Here is a 21,862-nt window from a genome sequence, read left to right as displayed (position 1 = left end):
GGGGGCCGTCGGCAGCCGCGGGTTCGTTGTGGTTGCTCGCGCAGTTCCCCGCGCCCCTGAAGGGCGCGCTGTCGCTCGCCGGAGTGACATTGGGGACGGGGGGCGTCGCGGTCTCCCTCCCCGACCTCGTATGGTCGTGTCCGTGTTGGAGGAGATGCGGATACGGTCGCTCGGAGTCATCGACGACGCGGTAGTCGAGTTGTCGCCCGGCTTCACCGCCGTGACGGGTGAGACGGGTGCGGGCAAGACCATGGTGGTCACCAGCCTCGGTCTGCTGCTCGGCGGGCGGGCGGACCCGGCGCTCGTGCGGATCGGTGCGAAGAACGCCGTCGTGGAGGGCCGGATCGCCGTGCCCGAGGGCGCGTCGGCGATCGTCCGGGCCGAGGAGGCCGGGGCCGAACTCGACGACGGGGCGCTGCTCATCAGCCGTACCGTCTCCGCCGAGGGACGGTCGCGGGCGCACCTGGGCGGACGGTCCGTCCCCGTGGGCGTGCTCGCCGAGCTGGCCGACGAACTGGTCGCCGTGCACGGTCAGACCGACCAGCAGGGGCTGCTGAAGCTGTCCCGGCAGCGGGCGGCGCTCGACCGGTACGCGGGCGACGCGGTGGCCGTACCGCTCACCAAGTACGGCGAGGCCTACCGACGGCTGCGCGCGGTGGCCGGTGAACTCGACGAGATCGTCACCCGCGCGCGTGAACGGGCCCAGGAAGCCGACATGCTGCGGTACGGGCTCGACGAGATCGCGGGCGTCGAACCACGGGCCGGTGAGGACGTGGAGCTGGCCGAGGAGGCCGAGCGGCTCGGGCACGCGGAGGCGCTGGCGTCCGCCGCCACGGCCGCGCACGCCGCGCTCGCCGGCAACCCCGAGGACCCGGAGGGCGTGGACGCCGCCACCCTCGTCGCGGGCGCGCACCGCGCGCTGGAGGCCGTGCGGTCGCACGACCCGGCGCTCGCGGCGCTCGCCGAGCGGATCGGGGAGATCGGGATCCTGCTGGGCGATGTGGCGGGCGAGCTGGCGGGGTACGCCGACGACCTGGACGCCGATCCGCTGCGGCTGGCGGCCGTCGAGGAGCGTCGGGCCGCGCTGACCGCGCTGACCCGGAAGTACGGTCAGGACATCGCCTCGGTGTTGTCCTGGGCCGAGCAGGGCGCCCAGCGGCTCACCACACTCGACGGCGACGACGGGCGGATCGAGGAGCTGACCGCCGAGCGGGACGCGCTCCGGGCTGAACTGGGCGGACTCGCACAGGCTCTGACGGACGCGCGGGCGGAGGCCGCCGAGCGGTTCGCCGCCGCTGTCACCGCCGAGCTGGCCTCGCTCGCCATGCCGCACGCGCGCGTGTCGTTCGACATCCGGCAGACCGACGATCCCGAGGGCGTCGAGGTGGGCGGGCGTACGGTCGCGTACGGGCCGTCCGGCGCCGACGAGGTCGAACTGCTGCTCGCCCCGCACCCGGGGGCACCACCCCGGCCCATCGCCAAGGGCGCGTCCGGTGGTGAGCTGTCGCGGGTGATGCTGGCCGTCGAGGTCGTCTTCGCGGGGACGGACCCCGTGCCGACGTACCTCTTCGACGAGGTGGACGCCGGTGTCGGCGGCAAGGCCGCGGTCGAGATCGGCCGGCGCCTCGCCAAGCTGGCCAGATCGGCCCAGGTCGTGGTGGTCACGCATCTGCCCCAGGTGGCCGCCTTCGCCGACCGGCAGTTGCTGGTGGAGAAGACCAACGACGGGTCGGTGACCCGGTCCGGGGTGAAGGTCCTGGAGGGCGAGGACCGGGTGCGTGAACTGTCGCGCATGCTCGCCGGGCAGGAGGACTCGGAGACGGCACGGGCGCACGCGGAGGAACTGCTGGCGGCGGCCCGCGCGGACGCGTAGGACGGGGCGCGCGGGACCGTCCCGTGCGTCGGCCCTGAGCGAACGGGGCGGTGAACGCGGCGGGAACGAGTGGTGCGCGCGTCATGCCGAGGGGCAACCCCGTGCGGGAGTTCACTCGTGTGGGTGACCCTGGGTCCGGGGTTGCCCGCCCGTCCGGCCGCCGCCCCGTCCGGCTGTCCCGGAACACCCTTGCGGCCTGGCATCCTTGGTCAGGTATGTCCGATCGCGATCCAGGAGCCACGGCCACGTGAGCCACGTGAGCAGCCACTCACCGCCCGGCCAGTCGCCGCTGCGGACCGTGCAGGTGCTCGGCGGCGGCAGCGCGGTGAGCAGCACGCATGTGCGATCGCTGGCCTCGGGTCTGGTCGCCCGGGGCGTGCGGGTCACCGTGTGCGCCCCCAGTGACACCGACGGCCTGTACGACTTCACGGGTGTCGGCGCCCACCACGTCCACGTGCCGCGCAGCAGCGACCCCGCCTCGGTGGCCAGCCTGCGCAGCGCCTGCGCCGACGCGGATCTGGTGCACGCGCACGGCCTGCACGCCGGCTTCCGCGCCACCCTCGCGCTCGGCCGGCGCACCACCCCGCTCGTCGTCACCCTGCACTCGCGTTCCTACGCGGAGGGCGCGCGGGCCCATCTGCTGCGGCTGCTGGAACGCCGGGTCGCCAAGGCCGCCGCCGTGGTCCTCGGCACCTCCTCCGACCTGGTCGACCGGGCCCGCAGCCGGGGCGCGCGCGACGCCCGGCTCGCCGCCGTCGCCCTGCCCGCAGCGCGCCGGGCCGGCTCCGGCGACGACCCGGAGCCGCCCGCCTCCAAGGTCCGCGCCGAACTGGGCGCCACCGAACGCCCGTTGCTGATGGCCGTCGGCACGCTCGACCGTCACCGGGGACTCGACACCCTGCTCGACGCCGCCCGGTCGTGGCGCCGCCTCGACCCGGCACCGCTGCTCGTCGTCGCGGGCGAGGGGCCAATGCGGAGCGTCCTGCAGCGGCGCATCGAGGACGAGGAACTGCCCGTACGGCTGGTCGGGCGCCGCGACGACGTCTCCGAACTGATCGCCGCCGCCGACCTCGCACTCCTGCCCGGCGGCCCCGAGGCCCGCTCCGTCCTCGCGCAGGAGGCGCTCCACGCGCGCGTGCCGCTGGTCGCCGCCGCCGTCGGATCGGTCCCCGACCTGGTCGGCGACGCCGCCGAACTCGTCCCGTACGGCGACGCGCGGGCGCTCGCCACGACCGTCGTACGCCTCCTCGACGACCCCGCCCGCCGCGAGGCGCTGCGGGACCGGGGCACCCGGCAGGCCGCGACCTGGCCGACCGAGGACGAGACGGTGGCCCAGGTGCTCAGCGTCTACGACGAGTTGACGCGGCTGAGGCCCCTCGGCTGACCGGGCCCCTCGGCCGAGCGGCGCCCTCGGTCGACCGGGCCCGGCCCCGGCTCAGGAGGCGTGTCTGCGGGCCCGCAGCGCCAGGCTCAGGGCCAGCACGGTCTGCGGGTCGTCCAGGTCGGTGCCGAGCAGTTCGCCGATGCGGGCCAGGCGGTTGTAGAGCGTCTGGCGGTTGAGGTGCAGCTCGCGGGCGGTCTCCGCCTTGCGGCCGGCGTGCGCGAGATAGGTCTCCAGGGTGGGCAGCAGCGGGGGCTTGGCCCGGTCGTCGTGGTCGCGGAGGGGGCCGATCGCCCGGTCCACGAAGGCGGCCAGGTCCGGGTGGTCGCGCAGCCGCCACAGCAGCAGGTCGATGTCGAGGCGCCGGGCGTCGTACCACGGGCGGTCGGCCAGGCCCTGCGCCGCCGTCGCCGTCTCCGCCGCGTGCCGGAGGCCCGCCGAGGCGGCCGCCCAGCCGCCGGGCACTCCGACGACCACCACCGGCGGCCCCCCGCCCGGCCGTCGCATCCCGGCCCGCTCCACGCCGGCCCGCAGCGCCGCCGCGACCTTGTCGGCCACTACCGGACGCTCTGCCTCCGCGCGCAGGCCCAGCAGCAGCGGCACACGGCCCTCCACGGGGCGCACGCCGAGCAGGACCGGCACACCCACGGAGGACAGCTCCTCGGCCACCGCGCGGGCCAGGACCGCCCAGCCCCCGCCGGGGGAGAGGCCGTCGGCGAGCCGCATCACGACGGGGAGCAGGGGGCCGCCGCCCGGCCTGAAGCCGAGGACGCGGGCCTGGGCGGGGGCGTCCTCGGCCCGGACGCGGCCCTCGGCGAGGTCGGTGAGGAAGTCGCCGCGTCCGCGCGCCGCCAGCTCCTCCTCCTGCCGGGCCTGCATCAGGACGACGGCGAGGATGCCGGCCGCGCGCTCGGCGGCCATCCGGTGCACGGGGGCCAAGGGGCCGACGACGGGCAGGAGGACCAGCCGGGCCCGTACCGAGCCGGTGCCGGGGCCGCCGCCGGGCACGTCGACGAGGGCCGCCCCGGCCGGCGGCTCGTCCTGGTGCCGGTCGCGCAGCCCCTCCCACACCTGGAGCGGATCGGTGTCCGCGGGGCCGGTCCCGGCGGCGTAGAGGAGTTGCCCGTCGGCGGTCTCCAGGAAGACCGGGTTGCCGCTGAAGTCGGCCAGCAGGGCGAGCACCTGGGGGACGCCGCCCCCGCCGAGCAGGGCCTCGGTGCAGCGGCGGTGGACCTCCTCGGCCTGCTGGAGGAGCGCGTAGTGCCCGTTCACGATCTCGGTGTGGATCTCCTCGGTGACCGTCACGAAGGCCACCTCGCGGTGGAGTTGGACGAGCGGGAGACCGGCCGAGCGCGCCGTCTCGACCAGGGCGGCCGGGAGCCGGGCGAAACGCGGGCCGAGTTCGACGACCAGGGCCGCGATACCGCGCTCGGCGAGGGTTCGCACGAACGCGCGCTGGTCGGCGGGGCGGGTGCCGAGGCCGTACCCGGTGGTCAGCAGCAGTTCGCCGCCCTTGAGGAGCGAGGCGATGTTCGGGACCTCGCCCGTGTGCACCCAGCGCACGGTCCGGTGCAGCCGGTCGGCGCCCGCCAGGATCTCCGGCAGCCCGCCCCGCAGCCCGGGCAGTTCCAGCGCCCGCCGTACGGTGATACCGCCCTGCGCCTCGCGGCCGTCACCTGCTGCGCGGCTGTCCCGGGTGTCCATGGAGCGGACGGTACCCGGTCCTCAGGCCGGCGGGATGTTGTGGTTGAAGCGGAAGACGTTGTCGGGGTCGTACTGCGTCTTCAGCGCGGTCAGCCGCCGGTGGTCGTCGACCCCGTGCCCGGCCACGACCCGGTCGGCGCCCTCGTCGCCGACGAAGTTGAGGTACACCGCGCCGGTGCTCCACGGCCGTACGTCGGCGCGGACGTCCCGCACCCATCGCAGGCACCGCTCGTCGTCCATCGGGTCGTCCCAGATGCCGAACGGGTGCACGGCCCAGGGGGAGCCGCGGTACGGCACCGGGTAGTCGGCGGGGCCCTCGGCGATCGCGCCGCCCAGCGGGAAGAGGATGTGCTGGGTGCCGGTCGGCACGGGCATCGTCCACGCGCGCGCGGCGAACACGTCCACCAACTCGTCCGGCAGACCGGTCAGATACTCCGCCGACCAGTAGTTCCGCATGCCCGGCGGGTCGTCGATCATGCACTGCACGTCCGCGTACGGCATCGCGCCGACGATCTCGGCCTCGTGCGGCATCGCCAGCAGCGGCTGGGCGGTCTTGCGCATGTCCTCCTCGGTGCCCGCGTACGTCAGCAGGACACCGCAGGCCAGCTCGCCCACCAGATGCTCGGGCACGAACGCCTCGGGCGGGGCGGTGAGATAGATGACACCGCCGCTCGCCTCGCGCGGGCCGGTCTCCATGATCTCGCGGTACACGCGGATCACCTCGGGGCCGTGTTCCGGGCGGTAGAGCAGCAGGGCGATGGCGAACGCGGGCAGGTCGTGCAGCCGGAGGGTGAGGGAGGTGGCGACGCCGAAGTTCCCGCCGCCGCCGTGCAGGGCCCAGAACAGGTCCGGGTTCTCCTCGGTGCTCGCGCGGATCTGCTGTCCGTCGGCGGTCACCAGGTCCACGGCGAGCAGGTTGTCGACGGCGAGTCCGAAGGTGCGGTCCAGCCAGCCGCTGCCGCCGCCGAGGACGAAGCCGCCGACCCCCGTGGTGGACGCCCGGCCGCCGGTGGTCGCCAGACGGTGGGGCTCCGTGGCGCGGTCGAGATGGCTCATGGTGGCGCCGCCCTCGATCCGGGCGCTCATGGCGGCGGGGTCGACCGTGACCGTGTGCATCCGGCGCAGATCGATGACGAGCCCGTTGTCGTTGAGTGCCATTCCGGCCACGCTGTGGCCGCCGCCGCGTATCGCGATCGACAGATCCAGATCGCGGGCGAAGCGTACGGAGCGGACGACATCGGTCTCGTCCGCGCACTGCGCGATCACGGCCGGACGTCGGTCGATCATGGCGTTGAAGACCGTGCGGGCGTCGTCGTAGCCGGGGTCGTCCGGTGCGAACACCTCGCCGGCCAGATCCTCGCGCAGGGAGGTGAGGGCCGCGTGCGCCTTCGAGAGGGGAGCCATGGTGAGCCGCCCCCTTTCGGCCAGGGGACAGGACTCTTTCCAGGCTAGGCGGGGGCGGCGGACACGGCACCCGGCGCCACCGGCCGCCCGAGGCAACCCGTACCAGCGAGCGCAAGCGCTTGCCGCGTGCGCCTGGGGGCGCTCCGGTCCGCCGCCGTGCGCGCCGGACCGGAGGGCGCGCGCGGAAGCCGCGCGCCCCCGGCGCGGTCAGCCGCCGTACGCCCCCGAGGCGGTCAGCCGGAGGGCCGTGTCGATGAGCGGGACATGGCTGAACGCCTGCGGGAAGTTGCCCACCTGGCGCTTGAGCACCGGGTCCCACTCCTCGGCGAGGAGGCCCAGGTCGTTGCGGAGGGAGAGCAGCCTCTCGAACAGCTTGCGGGCCTCGTCCACCCGGCCGATCATCGCCAGATCGTCGGCCATCCAGAACGAGCAGGCCAGGAACGCGCCCTCGTCGCCCGGCAGCCCGTCCACACCCTCCTCCTCGCCGGAGGTCGGGTAGCGCAGGATGAAGCCGTCCGGGGTCGACAGCTCGCGCTGGATCGCCTCGATGGTGCCGATGACCCGCTTGTCGTCCGGCGGCAGGAAGCCCATCTGCGGGATGAGCAGCAGCGAGGCGTCCAGCTCCTTCGAGCCGTACGACTGCGTGAAGGTGTTGCGCTCCTTGTCGTAACCCTTCTCACACACGTCCCGGTGGATGTCGTCGCGCAGCTCGCGCCACTTCTCCAGCGGGCCGTCCGCGTCACCGGACTCGATGAGCTTGATCGTGCGGTCCACGGCGACCCAGGCCATGACCTTGGAGTGCACGAAGTGGCGGCGCGGGCCGCGCACCTCCCAGATGCCCTCGTCCGGCTCGTCCCAGTGGTCCTCCAGGTAGCGGATCAGCTTCAGCTGGAGGAGGGCCGCGTAGTCGTTGCGGGCCAGGCCCGTCATGTGGGCCAGGTGCAGGGCCTCGGTGACCTCGCCGTAGACGTCCAGCTGGAGCTGGTGCGCGGCGCCGTTGCCGACCCGGACCGGGCCCGAGTTCTCGTACCCGGGCAGCCACTCCAGCTCGGCCTCGCCCAGCTCCCGTTCACCGGCGATGCCGTACATGATCTGCAGGTTCTCCGGGTCGCCGGCGACCGCCCGCAGCAGCCACTCGCGCCAGGCGCGGGCCTCGTCGCGGTAGCCGGTGCGCAGCAGCGAGGAGAGGGTGATGGCCGCGTCGCGCAGCCAGGTGTAGCGGTAGTCCCAGTTGCGGACGCCGCCGATGTGCTCCGGCAGGGAGGTGGTCGGCGCGGCGACGATGCCGCCGGTCGGGGCGTACGTCAGGGCCTTCAGCGTGATCAGCGAGCGGATCACGGCCTCGCGGTAGGGGCCGTGGTACGTGCACTGCTCCACCCAGTCGCGCCAGAACTCCTCGGTGGCCTGCAACGAGGGCTCGGGCTCGGGCAGCGCCGGGGGCTGCTTGTGCGAGGGCTCCCAGGAGATCGTGAACGCGATCCGCTCGCCCGGCGTCACCGTGAAGTCGGCGTACGTGGTCAGCGCCTTGCCGTACGTCTCGCACTCGGTGTCGAACCACACCGAGTCCGGCCCGGCGACGGCCACCGTGCGCCCCTCGTGCTTGTGCACCCAGGGCACCACCCGGCCGTACGAGAACCGCATCCGCAGCGCCGAGCGCATCGGCACCCGGCCGCTGACGCCCTCCACGATCCGGATCAGCTGCGGGGCGCCGTCACGCGGCGGCATGAAGTCCGTCACACGGACAGTGCCGCGCGGGGTGTCCCACTCGGATTCCAGGATCAGCGAGTCGCCGCGGTACCGGCGGCGCGAGGCCGTCGGGGGCTGTGCGTCCGACGCGTGCGCGGGACCCAGTCTCCAGAACCCGTGTTCCTCGGTGCCGAGCAGTCCCGCGAAGACGGCGTGGGAGTCGAAGCGGGGCAGGCACAGCCAATCGACCGTGCCGTCCCGGCAGACCAGCGCCGCTGTCTGCATGTCTCCGATGAGTGCGTAGTCTTCGATGCGCCCGGCCACGTGCAACTCCAGTCGAACGGCCACGTCGTCGCCCCCGAGGGGCGGTCGCTGTGCGGTGTGCGGTCAAGGGACCCAAGGGATCGACAAAGGAACCATGTTTCCAGAGTGATCCAAGGGACGGTGTCATGCGATGTCGCTCAACGATCCTCAACGCATATGAGGCGAACGTTGCTCAACGGACTGACGAGCTCTCATGATTACCGGAGACGGGCGGGGGTGGTGCCGACGCCCCGGCCGCGCTCGGCAGCGAGTGTCCGAAGAGGATACGACGCACCGGAGGGCTCCGCGTCCCGCTCCCGGCAACACGAGTGGGCCGAACGGGTGAGCGGGTGGTGAAGATCGGCGGAGATCCGCCGACCGTCGTACGAGGTCCGTGTCGGCCCGTGCGCGGAGCGTGGCCGGAAGCGATCGTGTTCGGTCGCTGATACCCTGGTAGCCCGTGGACCGGTGGGCGCCCCAGTCGAAAAAGAGGGACCCCCGAACCGCAGCGAAGGCACCCCCGACGGATGAGCTCGGGCGGCGGCCGACCCGCACACCGAACCGCGACCACGGGAGCCCCCTCTTGGCCATGCCGCCCGCTGCTTTTCGAAACACGACGACCAAGCACATCTTCGTCACCGGGGGTGTCGCCTCCTCGCTCGGCAAGGGTCTGACCGCCTCCAGCCTCGGCATGCTGCTCAAGGCCCGTGGTCTGCGCGTCGTGATGCAGAAGCTCGACCCGTACCTCAACGTCGACCCCGGCACGATGAACCCCTTCCAGCACGGCGAGGTGTTCGTCACCAACGACGGCGCCGAGACCGACCTGGACATCGGCCACTACGAGCGCTTCCTCGACCGCGACCTGGACGGCTCGGCCAACGTCACCACCGGCCAGGTCTACAACACGGTGATCGCCAAGGAGCGGCGCGGCGAGTACCTGGGCGACACCGTCCAGGTCATCCCGCACATCACCAACGAGATCAAGCACCGCATCCGGCGCATGGCCTCCGACGAGGTCGACGTCGTCATCACCGAGGTCGGCGGCACCGTCGGCGACATCGAGTCGCTGCCGTTCCTGGAGACCGTCCGCCAGGTCCGGCACGAGGTCGGCCGTGACAACGTCTTCGTCGTCCACATCTCGCTCCTGCCGTACATCGGGCCCTCGGGAGAGCTGAAGACGAAGCCGACCCAGCACTCGGTTGCGGCGCTGCGCAACATCGGTATTCAGCCAGATGCGATCGTGCTGCGGTGCGACCGTGAGGTGCCCGCCGCGATCAAGCGCAAGATCTCCCTGATGTGCGACGTCGACGAGGCCGCCGTGGTCGCCTGTCCCGACGCCCGGTCGATCTACGACATCCCCAAGACCGTGCACGGCGAGGGCCTGGACGCCTATGTCGTCCGCAAGCTGGACCTGCCGTTCCGCGACGTGGACTGGACGACCTGGGACGACCTGCTCGACCGCGTCCACAACCCGCTGCACGAGATCAACCTCGCGCTGGTCGGCAAGTACATCGACCTGCCCGACGCCTATCTCTCGGTCACCGAGGCGCTGCGCGCGGGCGGCTTCGCCAACAAGGCCCGCGTGAAGATCAAGTGGGTCACCTCGGACGACTGCAAGACCCCGGCCGGCGCCGCGGCCCAGCTCGCCGACGTCGACGCCATCTGCATCCCCGGCGGCTTCGGCGACCGCGGTGTCTCCGGCAAGGTCGGCGCCATCCGCTACGCCCGCGAGAACAGGATCCCGCTGCTCGGCCTCTGCCTCGGCCTGCAGTGCATCGTGATCGAGGCCGCGCGCAACCTGGCCGACATCCCGGACGCCAACTCCACCGAGTTCGACTCCGCCACCGGCCACCCGGTCATCTCCACCATGGCCGAGCAGCTCGACATCGTCGCCGGTGAGGGCGACATGGGCGGAACGATGCGCCTGGGCATGTACCCGGCGAAGCTGGCCGAGGGCTCGATCGTGCGCGAGGTGTACGACGGCAAGGAGTACGTCGAGGAGCGCCACCGCCACCGCTACGAGGTGAACAACGCCTATCGCGGGGAACTGGAGAAGAAGGCCGGTCTCCAGTTCACCGGAACCTCGCCCGACGGCAAGCTCGTCGAGTACGTCGAGTACCCGCGCGAGGTTCACCCCTACCTGGTCGCGACCCAGGCGCACCCCGAGCTGCGCTCCCGTCCGACCCGGCCGCACCCGCTGTTCGCGGGGCTGGTGAAGGCCGCGGTGGAGCGGAAGACCGGTAAGTAAAACCGAGTGGCACGAGAGCTGTACGGTGACCGGGGTGCGCGTCTTTCGGGATGTGTGCCCCGGTTTCTTTTTGTACGTGTGGGAGGACGAGTCGACATGACGATCAAGGACAGCGCCGAGGAGTGGGAGGTCCGGGCGAGCGAGACGCCGTTCGTCGGCAAGAAGACCTCCGTGCGCACGGACGACGTGGTCATGCCCGACGGGTCGGTCGTCCGCCGTGACTACCAGGTGCACCCCGGGTCCGTCGCCGTCCTCGCCGTGGACGACCAGGACCGGGTGCTGGTCATCCGGCAGTACCGCCACCCCGTCCGCGAGCGGCTGTGGGAGATCCCCGCCGGGCTGCTCGACGTGCCCGGTGAGAACCCGCTGCACGCCGCCCAGCGCGAGCTGTACGAGGAGGCGCACGTCAAGGCGGAGGAGTGGCGGGTGCTGACCGACGTCTACACCACGCCCGGCGGCTGCGACGAGGCCGTGCGGATCTTCCTGGCGCGGGATCTCTCCGAGGCCGAGGGGCAGCGGTTCGAGGTGGAGGACGAGGAGGCCGACATGGAGTTGGCCCGGGTGCCGCTGGACGAGCTGGTGCGGGGGGTGCTCGCGGGGGAGTTGCACAACAACTGCCTTGTGGTGGGGGTGCTTTCGCTGGTGGCCGTGCGGAGCGGGGACGGGGTGGAGTCGCTGCGGGCGGCTGAGGCGCCGTGGCCTGCGCGGCCGTTCGAGATCTAGGGGCGGTCCAGGTCGTGGGGCGACCGCGGGTCCGTCGTGGCTGATCGCGCCCACGCGGCGGAGCCGCATATCGATACAGCCCCGCGCCCCTGAAAACCTGGGGCTCGGCTCTCCTTCACGTTGCCCTCACCGCACCAGTCGTACGATCTGCTGATCCGATCGAGCGATCTCACCGCCCCGCTCCGCCCAGATCGTCGCAGAGCGTGAACTAGGCTCGGGAAACGCCCGAACCGGAGTCCCGGCGGGCTTGCTCGTGCGGTGGGACGGGAGAGTGGCCCGTGGCGGATCAGGCGGTGGACCTCGGGGGTGCCCGGGTGTCCGGAACAGGGCGGCCCGCGGCTGTCGAGGCCGCCCCCACGGACAGTCAGTTCCTCGGCCGGACACGAGAGTTGAAGGAACTGCGGGCCGACATCGGCCGGGCCGGGCTCAACACCCTCGCCGGCCGCAAGGCGCCCCACGCGCGTGTGCTGCTCGTCGCCGGCCGGCCCGGCTACGGCCGCACCGCGCTCGCCGAGGAACTGGTCCGGCAGGTTACCGACGGTTACCCCGATGGGGTGCTGCGGGCCCGGCTCACCGAACCCGACGGCACCCGGGTGCCCGTCGAACGCGCGGCGCGGGAACTGCTCGGGGAGCTGGGCCTGCCGGCGCCGGCCGGGGCCGACGAGGACGACCTGAGCGAGGCGCTGCGGGAGGCCCTGGCCGACCGCCGGGTGGTGCTCCTGCTGGACGACGCGACCGACGCCGAGCAGGTCGACGCACTGCTCCCGGACACCCCCGACTCGCTGGTCGTGGCGGTCTCCGAGGGGCCGCTGACGGGGATCTCCGACGTCCGCCCGTGCACTCTGGGCGGACTGGACACCAAGTCCGCCGTGGAGCTGCTGGAACGCTTCAGCGGCTCGGTGCGGATCACCGTGGACCCGCGCTCGGCCGAGGGGCTCGCCGAGGTCTGCGGGGCCCAGCCCGCCGCGCTGCGGCTCGCCGGGGGCTGGCTGGCGGCCCGGCCCGCCGCCGCCGTCTCCGACCTCGCCAAACAGCTGCGCGCCGAGGAGGACGACAGCCCGCCGCTCGCCAGGGTCCTCAAGCTGGCGTACGCCTCGCTGCCGACCACCGCCGCCCGGATACTGCGACTCCTCGCGCTCGCCCCGGCGGGCCTGGTCGACCCGCACATCGCCTCCGGGCTGGCCGGCTGCTCGGTCGGCGCGGCCCGCACCACGCTGGACGACTTCGTGGACCTCGGGTTCCTGCACCGGATCGAGTCGCCGCTGCCGCAGTACGAGGTCCCCGGCTGCCTCCAGCCGCTGCTGTGGTCCCTCGCCGAGAGCCAGGAACGGCCGGGCGAGCTGCAACTGGCCCGCGCGCGGATGCTGGAGCGGACGGTACGGCTGCTGCAGTCCTGCCGGGCCATCACCGAGACCGACAGCCCGCAGGCCCGCGAGAAACTCCTCGCGATGCCCAAGGCGCTGCGGTTCCCCACCCCCCGCGCCGCCGAGGAGTGGCTGCGGGTGCGCCGGCCCGCGCTACTGGCCGCGGCCCGGCTCGCGGTCGCCGACGGGGAGCTGGACACCCTCGCCCGGCGGCTGATGTCCCAGCTGGTCCGGGCCATGGTGGCGCACTTCGGGACCCAGGCCGCCGCCCCCGACCTGTACGACCTCCACGGGCTCGTCCTCGACGTCGCCGAGCGCCGCGACCTGCCCCGCGAACAGGCCGCGGCCCTGCTGAACCTCGGCGACCTCGACGCCAGGACCGGCCGTACGAAGGCGGCGCTGGCCCGCTACCGGGCCGCGCTCGACGCCGGACGGCTCGCGAACGACCCGTACGCGACCGGCCGCGCGATGGAATCCGTAGGCGGTGCCCATCAGGAGCTGGAGGACTACGACCGGGCCGCCGACTGGTTCGGCAGGGCGCTCGCCCAGCGGCTCGCCCGGGACGAGCGCGAGGACGCCGCCCGGCTGTACGGCCGGATCGCCGCCGCGCACACCTACGCGGGCCGCTACGGCGAGGCGCTGCGCAACTGGAGTTCGGCGCTCACCGGGCACCGCAGGCTCGGCGATGTGGGCGGCCAGGCAAGGGCGTTGAGCGAGATGGCGCGGGTCCAGGGGTACGCGGGGCGGCCCGAGGAGGCGCTGCGGACCTGCCAGGAGGCGGCGGAGTGGGCGCGCCGCGCCGACGACGTCCGGCTGCAGGCCGCGATGCAGCTCCGGATCGCCGACACCCTGGAGCGGCTCGGCGACCCGGCGGCGGCCGGACTGCACCGGGGAGCCGCCGAGCGGCTGCTCGGCGACGAGGTTCCGGACCCCGAAACCCATGAGATCGAGCCGGAACAGGACGCTAACGCCTGCGAAATCCGTAGTGCATCCGCGAAAGATTGATGCATTGAAAGGCTAGACAGCGGGGACACCTTCATTAGACTGGCTACGCCGCCGGTTCTCCTGCGGTGTCTCCCGGTGCGCTCCGATGCGTACGGGTATGCCCCGCATTGATCGGGCATGTTCCGCCGGTGCGTGCGAGTGCACACACCCCTCCGAGCCAAGGACCGTGATCGACGTGAAGGTCGGCATCCCCCGCGAGGTCAAGAACAACGAGTTCCGGGTGGCCATCACCCCGGCCGGCGTACACGAGCTGGTGCGCCACGGCCACCAGGTGGTCATCGAGCAGGGCGCCGGAGTCGGCTCGTCCATCCCGGACGCCGAGTACGTCACCGCCGGCGCCGAGATCCTGGCCACGGCCGACGAGGTGTGGGCCGCCGCCGACCTGCTGCTCAAGGTCAAGGAGCCCATCGCCGAGGAGTACCACCGCCTCCGCAAGGACCAGACGCTCTTCACCTATCTGCACCTGGCCGCCTCCAAGGAGTGCACCGACGCCCTCGTCGAGTCGGGCACCACCGCCATCGCGTACGAGACCGTCGAACTGCCCGGGCGCGCGCTGCCGCTGCTCGCCCCGATGTCCGAGGTCGCGGGTCGGCTCGCCCCGCAGGTCGGCGCCTACCACCTGATGCGCGCCAACGGCGGACGCGGTGTCCTGCCAGGCGGGGTGCCGGGCGTGCTGGCCGGCCGGGCGGTCGTCATCGGCGGCGGCGTGTCGGGCTGGAACGCCGCGCAGATCGCCATCGGCATGGGCTTCCACGTCACCCTGCTCGACAAGGACATCAACAAGCTCAAGGAAGCCGACAAGATCTTCGGCACGAAGATCCAGACCGTCGTCTCCAACGCCTTCGAACTGGAGAAGGCCTGCCTGGAGGCCGACCTCGTCATCGGCGCCGTCCTCATCCCGGGCGCCAAGGCCCCGAAGCTGGTCACCAACGAGCTGGTGTCGCGGATGAAGCCCGGAAGTGTCCTTGTCGACATCGCCATCGACCAGGGCGGCTGCTTCGAGGACTCCCGGCCCACCACCCACGCCGAACCGACCTTCCCGGTCCACGAGTCGGTCTTCTACTGCGTCGCCAACATGCCCGGCGCCGTGCCCAACACCTCCACCTACGCACTGACCAACGCCACGCTGCCGTACATCGTGGAACTCGCCGACCACGGCTGGGCCGAGGCCGCGCGCCGCGACCCGGCGCTCGCCAAGGGGCTCAACGCCCATGACGGCAGGGTCGTTTACCGCGAGGTCGCCGAGGCGCACGGCCTGGAGCACGTCGAGCTGGCCTCGCTGCTGGTCTGACCGGCTGGTTTTAAGTCACCTTTCGGTAAAAGGCGATACGTCAACACAGGTCGTCAACAGCGGCTTCCCGGCCGGATCTTGCCCGACAAGGTCCGGCCGGATGTGTGTATGGTCACTTTGCGACACTCGCGCAACTCGCCTCGAACGTAACCGTTCGGTTGTTTCGCGCACCGGTGAATCCTGCCGTGCGACGGCCCTACGCCCTTGACAGCCGCATGTTTCATTGCCGACACATCGGGCCGGGTCCGGCGGATTGTGTTGCTGCGGACCGCCGACACGCCATAGAGTCGCCAGCTGTCGGCATGGTGCCACGCTGACCTATCTAGAAGTTTCCTGGTCACCAAGGAGGTAAGACGACTTGTGAATGAGTCGACATTTACTCCCGGGGGTGGTCAACCAGGAATGCCTGCGCCGGTCTCGGGCCCTACTGGGTTCGCGGCTGTCGGCTCCGTCGCTGTCCGCACCTTCGCAGCCCGCCAGAGTCCGCAGGCAACTCCGACAGCACTCCAGAGCATGGATGGCCTACACGTGAACGCCATGGCCGGCGACGGAAGTGGCGGGGTCCACAACCACTTCGCCGACTACGACGAGCTGCCCGACGGGCACTTCTACGACCCCGACGCCGAGTACGAGCCCGATCCGGAGTACGCGGCCACGCTCGCGCCCGACGCGGCCCGCCAGCGCCGCGAGCGCATCGGTCCGACCGGTCGCCCGCTGCCGTACTTCCCGATCCCGGGTCCGCTGACCGACCACGGTCCCGCGAAGATCATCGCGATGTGCAACCAGAAGGGCGGCGTCGGCAAGACCACGTCGACCATCAACCTGGGTGCCGCGCTCGCGGAGTACGGCCGCCGGGTCCTGCTCGTCGACTTCGACCCGCAGGGCGCCCTCTCGGTCGGCCTCGGGGTGAACCCGATGGAGCTCGACCTCACGGTCTACAACCTGCTCATGGAGCGGGGCATGTCGGCCGACGAGGTCCTGCTGAAGACCGCGGTCCCCAACATGGACCTGCTGCCCAGCAACATCGACCTGTCGGCGGCCGAGGTCCAGCTGGTCTCCGAGGTCGCGCGCGAGTCCACGCTGCAGCGGGCGCTCAAGCCGCTGCTGGCCGACTACGACTACATCGTGATCGACTGTCAGCCCTCGCTCGGCCTGCTCACGGTGAACGCGCTGACCGCCGCCCACAAGGTGATAGTGCCTCTGGAGTGCGAGTTCTTCGCCCTGCGCGGAGTCGCACTGCTCACCGAGACCATCGAGAAGGTCCAGGAGCGGCTCAACCCCGACCTGGAGCTCGACGGCATCCTCGCCACGATGTACGACTCACGCACCGTGCACAGCCGTGAGGTTCTCGCGCGCGTCGTCGAGGCGTTCGACGAGCACGTCTACCACACGGTCATCGGGCGCACGGTCCGCTTCCCGGAGACCACGGTCGCCGGTGAGCCGATCACCACGTACGCCTCCAACTCCGTCGGCGCCGCCGCCTACCGTCAGCTCGCCAGGGAGGTGCTCGCCCGGTGTCACGCCGAGTGAGTCTGCCGGGGGCCGACGAACTCTTCCGTACGACAGGGGGAATGGCGCTGCAGCCGTCCACTCCCCGGCGGGGGGCCAACGGAGAAGCCCGTGTGCCCGCTCCCGCCGGGGACAGCGACGGGGCCGGTGCCGCGGAGGACGCGCCGCCGTCCGTGCCCGTGCAGGGCGGTGACGGCGAGGGGTCCGAGCATGTGGCCGCGGACGCCGAGGCCGACGGCGAACAGCCGCGCAGCCGCTCCGCGGCGGCCGGGGCCGAGCGGGCCGCCGCGGCCGGGCGTCAGCCTCAGCCTCAGCCGAGGCCGCAGGAAGGTTCTGCCGCCGCTGGGCCCCGCAAGAAGGGGCGGGCCTCCGGGCGCCGGCCCAGTGGGCGCGAGCGGCACGACGAGAAGATCACCGTGTATGTCTCCGCCGAGGAGCTGATGGATCTCGAACACGCGCGGCTGGTGCTGCGCGGGGAGCACGGGCTGGCCGTCGACCGCGGCCGGATCGTACGGGAGGCCGTCGCCGTGGTCCTGGCGGATCTGGAGTCCCGGGGGGACGCGAGCATCCTCGTACGACGGCTGCGTGGGCGGTAGGGGTAGCCTGCGGGGGCTATGACCTCGTTTGACTCCTCTGGCTCCGGCTCGGCCTCCGGTGGTCCCGGCGGCCGTCGGCGTGCGCTGGGGAGGGGAGCACTGGCTCCGCCCTCGGCTCCGCCGGTCGAGCCGGTTGAGCCGGTCGATGTCGGCGTGGGCGGGGACGACGAGGCGCTGCTCGCCGCCGTCCCCGCCGAAGAACCCGACGACGGGGTCTTCAAGGTTCGGCTGGCCAACTTCGAGGGGCCGTTCGATCTGCTGCTTCAGTTGATCTCCAAGCACAAGATGGACGTCACCGAAGTGGCGCTCTCCAAGGTCACCGACGAGTTCATGGCGCACATCCGGGGGATGGGGTCGGACTGGGATCTGGACGAGACGACGGAGTTCCTGGTCGTCGCGGCCACGTTGCTGGATCTGAAGGCCGCCCGGCTGCTGCCCGCCGCCGAGGTCGAGGACGAGGCGGATCTCGCGCTGCTCGAAGCCCGGGACCTGCTGTTCGCGCGGCTGCTGCAGTACCGGGCGTACAAACAGATCGCGGAGATCTTCAACCGGCGGCTGGACGAGGAGGCCCGGCGGTATCCACGGACCGTCGGGCTGGAGCCGCACCACGCCGCACTGCTTCCCGAGGTGGTCATCAGCATCGGGGCGGAAGGGTTCGCCAGGCTGGCCGTGAAGGCGATGCAGCCGAAGCCGAAGCCGCAGGTGTACGTCGATCACATCCACGCGCCCCTCGTCAGCGTGCAGGAGCAGGCCGGGATCGTCGTGGCCCGGCTGCGGGAGCTGGGCGAGGCCTCCTTCCGGGTACTCGTCGAGGACACCGACGACACCCTCACCGTCGTCGCCCGCTTCCTCGCGCTGCTGGAGCTGTATCGCGAGAAGGCCGTGGCCCTCGACCAGGAGACCGCGCTCGGCGATCTGATCGTGCGCTGGACCGGCGGGGACGGGGACGCCGAGCCCGTGGTCACGGACGAGTTCGACCGGCCGCCCGAGCCGGCCAAGGACGAGCGGCCCAAGGAGGAGAAGGCGTGAGCGAGGAGAGAACCGAGACGCCCGCGGGTCCGCGTACCGTCGCCGACCTCGACCTCAAGCCGGCCCTGGAAGCCGTCCTCATGGTCGTGGACGAGCCCGCGACGGTGGAGCATCTGAGCAAGATCCTGGAGCGGCCCAAGCGGCAGATCTCCAAGGCGCTCAGGGAACTGTCCGACGACTACGCGGCCCAGGGGCGCGGCTTCGAGCTGCGGCTGATCGCCGGGGGGTGGCGGTTCTACTCCCGGCCCGAGTACGCCGCCGCCGTCGAGCGGTTCGTGCTGGACGGGCAGCAGGCCCGGCTGACCCAGGCCGCGCTGGAGACGCTGGCCGTGGTCGCGTACCGGCAGCCGGTGAGCCGGAGCAGGGTCTCGGCCGTGCGCGGAGTCAACTGCGACGGGGTCATGCGGACCCTCCTGCAGCGGGGGCTGGTCGAGGAGGCGGGCGCGGAACCCGAAACAGGTGCGATCCTGTACAGGACGACGAACTACTTCCTGGAGCGGATGGGCCTGCGCGGCCTGGACGAGCTCCCGGAGCTCGCGCCCTTCCTCCCGGAGGCGGAGGCGATCGAGGCCGAGACGATGGAAGGGGTCCCGTCGTTCGATCCGGACGCCCCGGATTCCGAGGACGCAGACGACAAGACGGAACTTTGATGCGAAGCAGCAGCGGCAGGAACAGCAGCGGAAACAACGGCGGGAGCCGTGGTGGCAACAGCGGCGGCCGCGGCGGTAGCGGCGGTGGCCGAGGCGGGAGCGGCGGCGCGGGCCGCGGCAACTACCGCGGTGCCGGGAACGACCGCGACGACAGGCAGGGCGGCGCCGGCCGGCCGAAGAAGCCGCGCCCGGAGGAGCGGCGCTACGACGTGGGCCCCGGCGCCTCCCCGGAGGGGCCGAAGTCGGGGCGCGGCGCGTCCGCGCGCGGTGGCGCCAAGGGCGGCCCCAAGCAGGGCCAGGGCAGCACCGGGCGGGGCCGCTGGGCCCCGGCGACCTCCCGTGAGTACGACGCGCGGGCCGAGGAGCGCAACCGGGAGCGGTATGCGGGCAAGAAGGACGTCAAGCTGCCCAAGACCTTCCCCGGTGCCGAGCAGGAGGGCGAGCGGCTCCAGAAGATCCTCGCGCGCGCGGGCTACGGTTCCCGGCGGGCCTGCGAGGAGCTGATCGAGCAGGCGCGGGTCGAGGTCAACGGCGAGATCGTCCTGGAGCAGGGCAAGCGCGTCGACCCGGAGAAGGACGAGGTCAAGGTCGACGGTCTGACGGTCGCGACGCAGTCGTACCAGTTCTTCTCGCTGAACAAGCCGGCCGGTGTCGTCTCCACGATGGAGGACAACGAGGGCCGGCAGTGCCTCGGTGACTATGTGACCAACCGCGAGACGCGGCTGTTCCATGTCGGGCGGCTCGACACCGAGACCGAGGGCGTCATCCTGCTCACCAACCACGGTGAGCTGGCGCACCGGCTGACCCACCCCAAGTACGGCGTGAAGAAGGTCTATCTCGCGCACATCGTGGGCCCGATCCCGCGCGACCTGGGCAAGCAGCTCAAGGACGGCATCCAGCTGGAGGACGGGTACGCGCGCGCGGACCACTTCCGGGTCGTCGAGCAGACCGGCAAGAACTACCTCGTCGAGGTGACCCTGCACGAGGGGCGCAAGCACATCGTGCGCCGGATGCTGGCGGAGGCCGGCTTCCCGGTCGACAAGCTGGTGCGCGTGGCCTTCGGGCCGATCACCCTCGGCGACCAGAAGTCGGGCTGGCTGCGCCGGCTGTCCAACACCGAGGTCGGGATGCTGATGCAGGAGGTCGACCTCTAGGGTCCGCGTCGCGTTCGAGCAGTGGGCCGGTCCCGGCTTTGCCGTCGGGGCCGGCCCTTTGCCGTTCCCGGCGCCGCACTTGACGCGGTTCTTGGGCTTCCTTTCCTCGTAAAGGGGTTGTGGGTCCCAGGTCGCCGCCTTTATAGTCGTGATGACTATTAGTCAGGGTGACCATAAAAGGGGGCGGCGGGCATGACCTCACCCGAGGGCTACGACAAGTACGCCTACGAACCCTTCGCCGTCACCGTCGACCTGGCCGTCTTCACCGTCCGCGCGGGCACCCTCCAGGTGCTGCTCGTCGAGCGCGGGCAGGAGCCGTACGCCGGCCGCTGGGCGCTGCCCGGCGGGTTCGTGCTGCCGGACGAGTCCGCGGAGGAGGCCGCCTGGCGGGAACTCGCGGAGGAGACCGGGGTCAAGGACGTCGCCGGGCTTCATCTGGAGCAGTTGCGGACCTACAGCGAGCCGGGGAGGGACCCGCGGATGCGGGTCGTCACCGTCGCGTTCGCCGCGCTGTTCCCAGACCCGCCCGTCCCGCACGGCGGCGGAGACGCGGCCCAGGCCCAGTGGCTGCGGTTCAACGCCATCGGTCCGCTCGCCTTCGACCACGACCGCATCCTCGCCGACGCCCACGAACGCGTCGGCGCCAAGCTCGAGTACACCTGTCTCGCCACCGCCTTCTGTCCGCCCGAGTTCACCCTCGGCGAGCTGCAGCAGGTCTACGAGACCGTGTGGGGCACTCCGCTCGACCGGCCCAACTTCCGGCGCAAGGTGCTGGCCACGCCGGGCTTCGTCGAACAGGTGCCCGGCGCCGCCCGCCTGACCGGCGGTCGCGGCAAGCCCGCCGCGCTGTACCGAGCGGGTGGGGCCACCGCCCTGCACCCGCCCCTGCTCCGGCCCACCACGGAAGGACGGCCCTGATGACCATGACGCTCCGAACGAAGCGCTCCGCCACCGGATCACTGATCGGCCTCGCCCTCGGAGACGCCCTCGGCTTCCCGACGGAGTTCAACGACGTCCCCTCGATCCTCGCCAAGTGCGGCCCCTGGCGGAAGATGGACCTGCCGAAGCCGGCGATCGTCACCGACGACACCCAGATGACCCTGGCGCTGGGACACGGGCTGCGGACGGCCATGGACCGAGGGTCGCTCGGCCCCGAGGCCCTGGAGCGGGCCGTGCGCAAGGAGTTCGTGGAGTGGTCCCGCTCCCCGGAGAACAACCGCGCCCCCGGCCACACCTGCCTGGTCGCCTGCGACCTCCTCGCGGTCGACCGTCACCCCTGGCAGTTCGCCAGCCAGATCCACTCCAAGGGCTGCGGCGCCAACATGAGGGTCGCGCCCCTCGGCCTCATCGGCCCGCTCAGCGACGAACAGCGCGCGGGCGCCGCCCAGTTGCAGGCCGCCCTCACCCACGGCCACCCCACCGCGCTCGCCGCCTCCGACCTCACCGCCCACGCGATACGGCTGCTCGCCCAGGGCGCCGAACCGATGGGCCTGGTCGGCCGGCTGCGGTCGTACGCCTACGACAACCGTTCCCGCTACCACGCGCGCTGGCTCGGCGACCTGTGGACCTACAGCCAGGACCCCTCGCCCGAGCACTACATCGCCCGGGGCTGGGACGACTGCCTGGACGCCCTGGACCGTGTCCAGGCCGCGCTGCGGCTGCCGTCGCCCGAGACGGACCCCTGCCTGGCCACCGGTGAGGGCTGGATCGCCGAGGAAGCCCTCGCCACCGGCCTGCTGTGCTTCCTGCTCTTCGTCGACGAGCCCGTCACCGCGCTGCGCCGCGCCGCCTGCACCTCGGGCGACTCGGACTCGATCGCCTGCCTCGCCGGTGCCTTCGCGGGCGCCTACCACGGGCCGGACGCCTGGCCCGCCGAGTGGGCCGACCGGATCGAGTACCAGGGCGACCTCGTCTCGCTGGGAGCCCTCTGGGACGCTTGACG

At 72.1% G+C, this 21,862-nt stretch carries 16 protein-coding genes; 13 read left to right on the top strand and 3 right to left on the bottom strand.

The window, feature by feature from the left end:
* Window positions 1-130 precede the first annotated feature (130 nt).
* The gene (gene recN / locus ACZ7MG_RS40775) at window positions 131-1,873 is read left to right on the top strand and encodes a DNA repair protein RecN (RefSeq protein ID WP_471395223.1); all 1,743 of its coding nucleotides are present in this window, start codon (window positions 131-133) and stop codon (window positions 1,871-1,873) included.
* Window positions 1,874-2,120: 247 nt separating this feature from the next.
* Window positions 2,121-3,257, top strand: coding sequence for a glycosyltransferase family 4 protein (locus ACZ7MG_RS40770; RefSeq protein ID WP_471395222.1), 1,137 nt, complete (start codon window positions 2,121-2,123; stop codon window positions 3,255-3,257).
* Between the two features lie 51 nt (window positions 3,258-3,308).
* Here the strand turns inward: ACZ7MG_RS40770 and ACZ7MG_RS40765 are convergent, their stop codons facing one another.
* From ACZ7MG_RS40765 to ACZ7MG_RS40755, 3 genes are all read right to left on the bottom strand, one after another.
* Window positions 3,309-4,958 (bottom strand): PucR family transcriptional regulator, encoded by a 1,650-nt coding sequence (locus ACZ7MG_RS40765; RefSeq protein ID WP_471395221.1) that lies wholly within the window; start codon window positions 4,956-4,958, stop codon window positions 3,309-3,311.
* 21 nt (window positions 4,959-4,979) lie between these two features.
* Window positions 4,980-6,362, bottom strand: a complete 1,383-nt coding sequence (locus ACZ7MG_RS40760; RefSeq protein ID WP_471395219.1) for an FAD-binding protein — start codon at window positions 6,360-6,362, stop codon at window positions 4,980-4,982.
* Between the two features lie 207 nt (window positions 6,363-6,569).
* On the bottom strand, window positions 6,570-8,372 hold the full coding sequence (locus ACZ7MG_RS40755) for a glycoside hydrolase family 15 protein (protein WP_471395218.1): 1,803 nt from the start codon (window positions 8,370-8,372) through the stop codon (window positions 6,570-6,572).
* A gap of 568 nt (window positions 8,373-8,940) precedes the next feature.
* Here ACZ7MG_RS40755 and ACZ7MG_RS40750 point away from each other — a divergent pair.
* The 11 genes from ACZ7MG_RS40750 to ACZ7MG_RS40700 all read left to right on the top strand — a co-directional run bounded on the left by ACZ7MG_RS40750 (window position 8,941) and on the right by ACZ7MG_RS40700 (window position 21,860).
* Window positions 8,941-10,599: a CTP synthase gene (locus ACZ7MG_RS40750; protein ID WP_471395216.1), complete on the top strand. Its 1,659-nt coding sequence runs from the start codon at window positions 8,941-8,943 to the stop codon at window positions 10,597-10,599.
* Between the two features lie 96 nt (window positions 10,600-10,695).
* A complete protein-coding gene (locus tag ACZ7MG_RS40745; RefSeq protein ID WP_471395214.1) occupies window positions 10,696-11,322 on the top strand; it encodes an NUDIX domain-containing protein in 627 nt (208 codons plus the stop codon).
* A gap of 278 nt (window positions 11,323-11,600) precedes the next feature.
* A complete protein-coding gene (locus tag ACZ7MG_RS40740) occupies window positions 11,601-13,691 on the top strand; it encodes a tetratricopeptide repeat protein (protein WP_471395212.1) in 2,091 nt (696 codons plus the stop codon).
* Between the two features lie 166 nt (window positions 13,692-13,857).
* Entirely contained in the window at window positions 13,858-14,982 is a 1,125-nt protein-coding gene (gene ald / locus ACZ7MG_RS40735; protein WP_179202899.1) for an alanine dehydrogenase, read from the top strand.
* 402 nt (window positions 14,983-15,384) lie between these two features.
* Entirely contained in the window at window positions 15,385-16,512 is a 1,128-nt protein-coding gene (locus ACZ7MG_RS40730; protein ID WP_471395209.1) for a ParA family protein, read from the top strand.
* Window positions 16,497-17,087 (top strand): hypothetical protein, encoded by a 591-nt coding sequence (locus ACZ7MG_RS40725; RefSeq protein WP_471395207.1) that lies wholly within the window; start codon window positions 16,497-16,499, stop codon window positions 17,085-17,087. Before ACZ7MG_RS40730 ends, ACZ7MG_RS40725 begins: the two co-directional genes overlap by 16 nt.
* Window positions 17,088-17,105: 18 nt before the next feature.
* Entirely contained in the window at window positions 17,106-18,116 is a 1,011-nt protein-coding gene (locus ACZ7MG_RS40720; RefSeq protein ID WP_471395206.1) for a segregation and condensation protein A, read from the top strand.
* Window positions 18,113-18,766 carry an SMC-Scp complex subunit ScpB gene (gene scpB, locus ACZ7MG_RS40715; protein WP_471395204.1) on the top strand — a complete coding sequence of 218 codons (654 nt, stop codon included), beginning with the start codon at window positions 18,113-18,115 and terminating at the stop codon, window positions 18,764-18,766. The genes ACZ7MG_RS40720 and scpB overlap by 4 nt, the downstream gene beginning before the upstream one ends.
* The gene (locus ACZ7MG_RS40710) at window positions 18,766-19,920 is read left to right on the top strand and encodes a pseudouridine synthase (RefSeq protein ID WP_471395202.1); all 1,155 of its coding nucleotides are present in this window, start codon (window positions 18,766-18,768) and stop codon (window positions 19,918-19,920) included. Before scpB ends, ACZ7MG_RS40710 begins: the two co-directional genes overlap by 1 nt.
* Before the next feature lie 192 nt (window positions 19,921-20,112).
* On the top strand, window positions 20,113-20,838 hold the full coding sequence (locus ACZ7MG_RS40705) for an NUDIX hydrolase (RefSeq protein ID WP_471395200.1): 726 nt from the start codon (window positions 20,113-20,115) through the stop codon (window positions 20,836-20,838).
* Window positions 20,838-21,860, top strand: a complete 1,023-nt coding sequence (locus tag ACZ7MG_RS40700) for an ADP-ribosylglycohydrolase family protein (RefSeq protein WP_471395198.1) — start codon at window positions 20,838-20,840, stop codon at window positions 21,858-21,860. Before ACZ7MG_RS40705 ends, ACZ7MG_RS40700 begins: the two co-directional genes overlap by 1 nt.
* Window positions 21,861-21,862: the final 2 nt, after the last annotated feature.

Source organism: Streptomyces sp. NPDC107538 (assembly GCF_055657445.1).
The sequence above is the reverse complement of the archived record's forward strand: the minus strand, read 5'-3'. Positions and strand labels throughout refer to the sequence as shown.

Coding starts and splice junctions, on each gene's coding strand:
- ACZ7MG_RS40745 (WP_471395214.1), top strand. CDS start 10,696: ATGACGATCAAGGACAGCGCCGAGGAGTGGGAGGTCCGGGCGAGCGAG.
- ACZ7MG_RS40700 (WP_471395198.1), top strand. CDS start 20,838: ATGACCATGACGCTCCGAACGAAGCGCTCCGCCACCGGATCACTGATC.
- recN (WP_471395223.1), top strand. CDS start 131: ATGGTCGTGTCCGTGTTGGAGGAGATGCGGATACGGTCGCTCGGAGTC.
- ACZ7MG_RS40765 (WP_471395221.1), bottom strand. CDS start 4,958: ATGGACACCCGGGACAGCCGCGCAGCAGGTGACGGCCGCGAGGCGCAG.
- ACZ7MG_RS40760 (WP_471395219.1), bottom strand. CDS start 6,362: ATGGCTCCCCTCTCGAAGGCGCACGCGGCCCTCACCTCCCTGCGCGAG.
- ACZ7MG_RS40730 (WP_471395209.1), top strand. CDS start 15,385: ATGCCTGCGCCGGTCTCGGGCCCTACTGGGTTCGCGGCTGTCGGCTCC.
- ACZ7MG_RS40750 (WP_471395216.1), top strand. CDS start 8,941: ATGCCGCCCGCTGCTTTTCGAAACACGACGACCAAGCACATCTTCGTC.
- ACZ7MG_RS40705 (WP_471395200.1), top strand. CDS start 20,113: ATGACCTCACCCGAGGGCTACGACAAGTACGCCTACGAACCCTTCGCC.
- ACZ7MG_RS40720 (WP_471395206.1), top strand. CDS start 17,106: ATGACCTCGTTTGACTCCTCTGGCTCCGGCTCGGCCTCCGGTGGTCCC.
- ACZ7MG_RS40710 (WP_471395202.1), top strand. CDS start 18,766: ATGCGAAGCAGCAGCGGCAGGAACAGCAGCGGAAACAACGGCGGGAGC.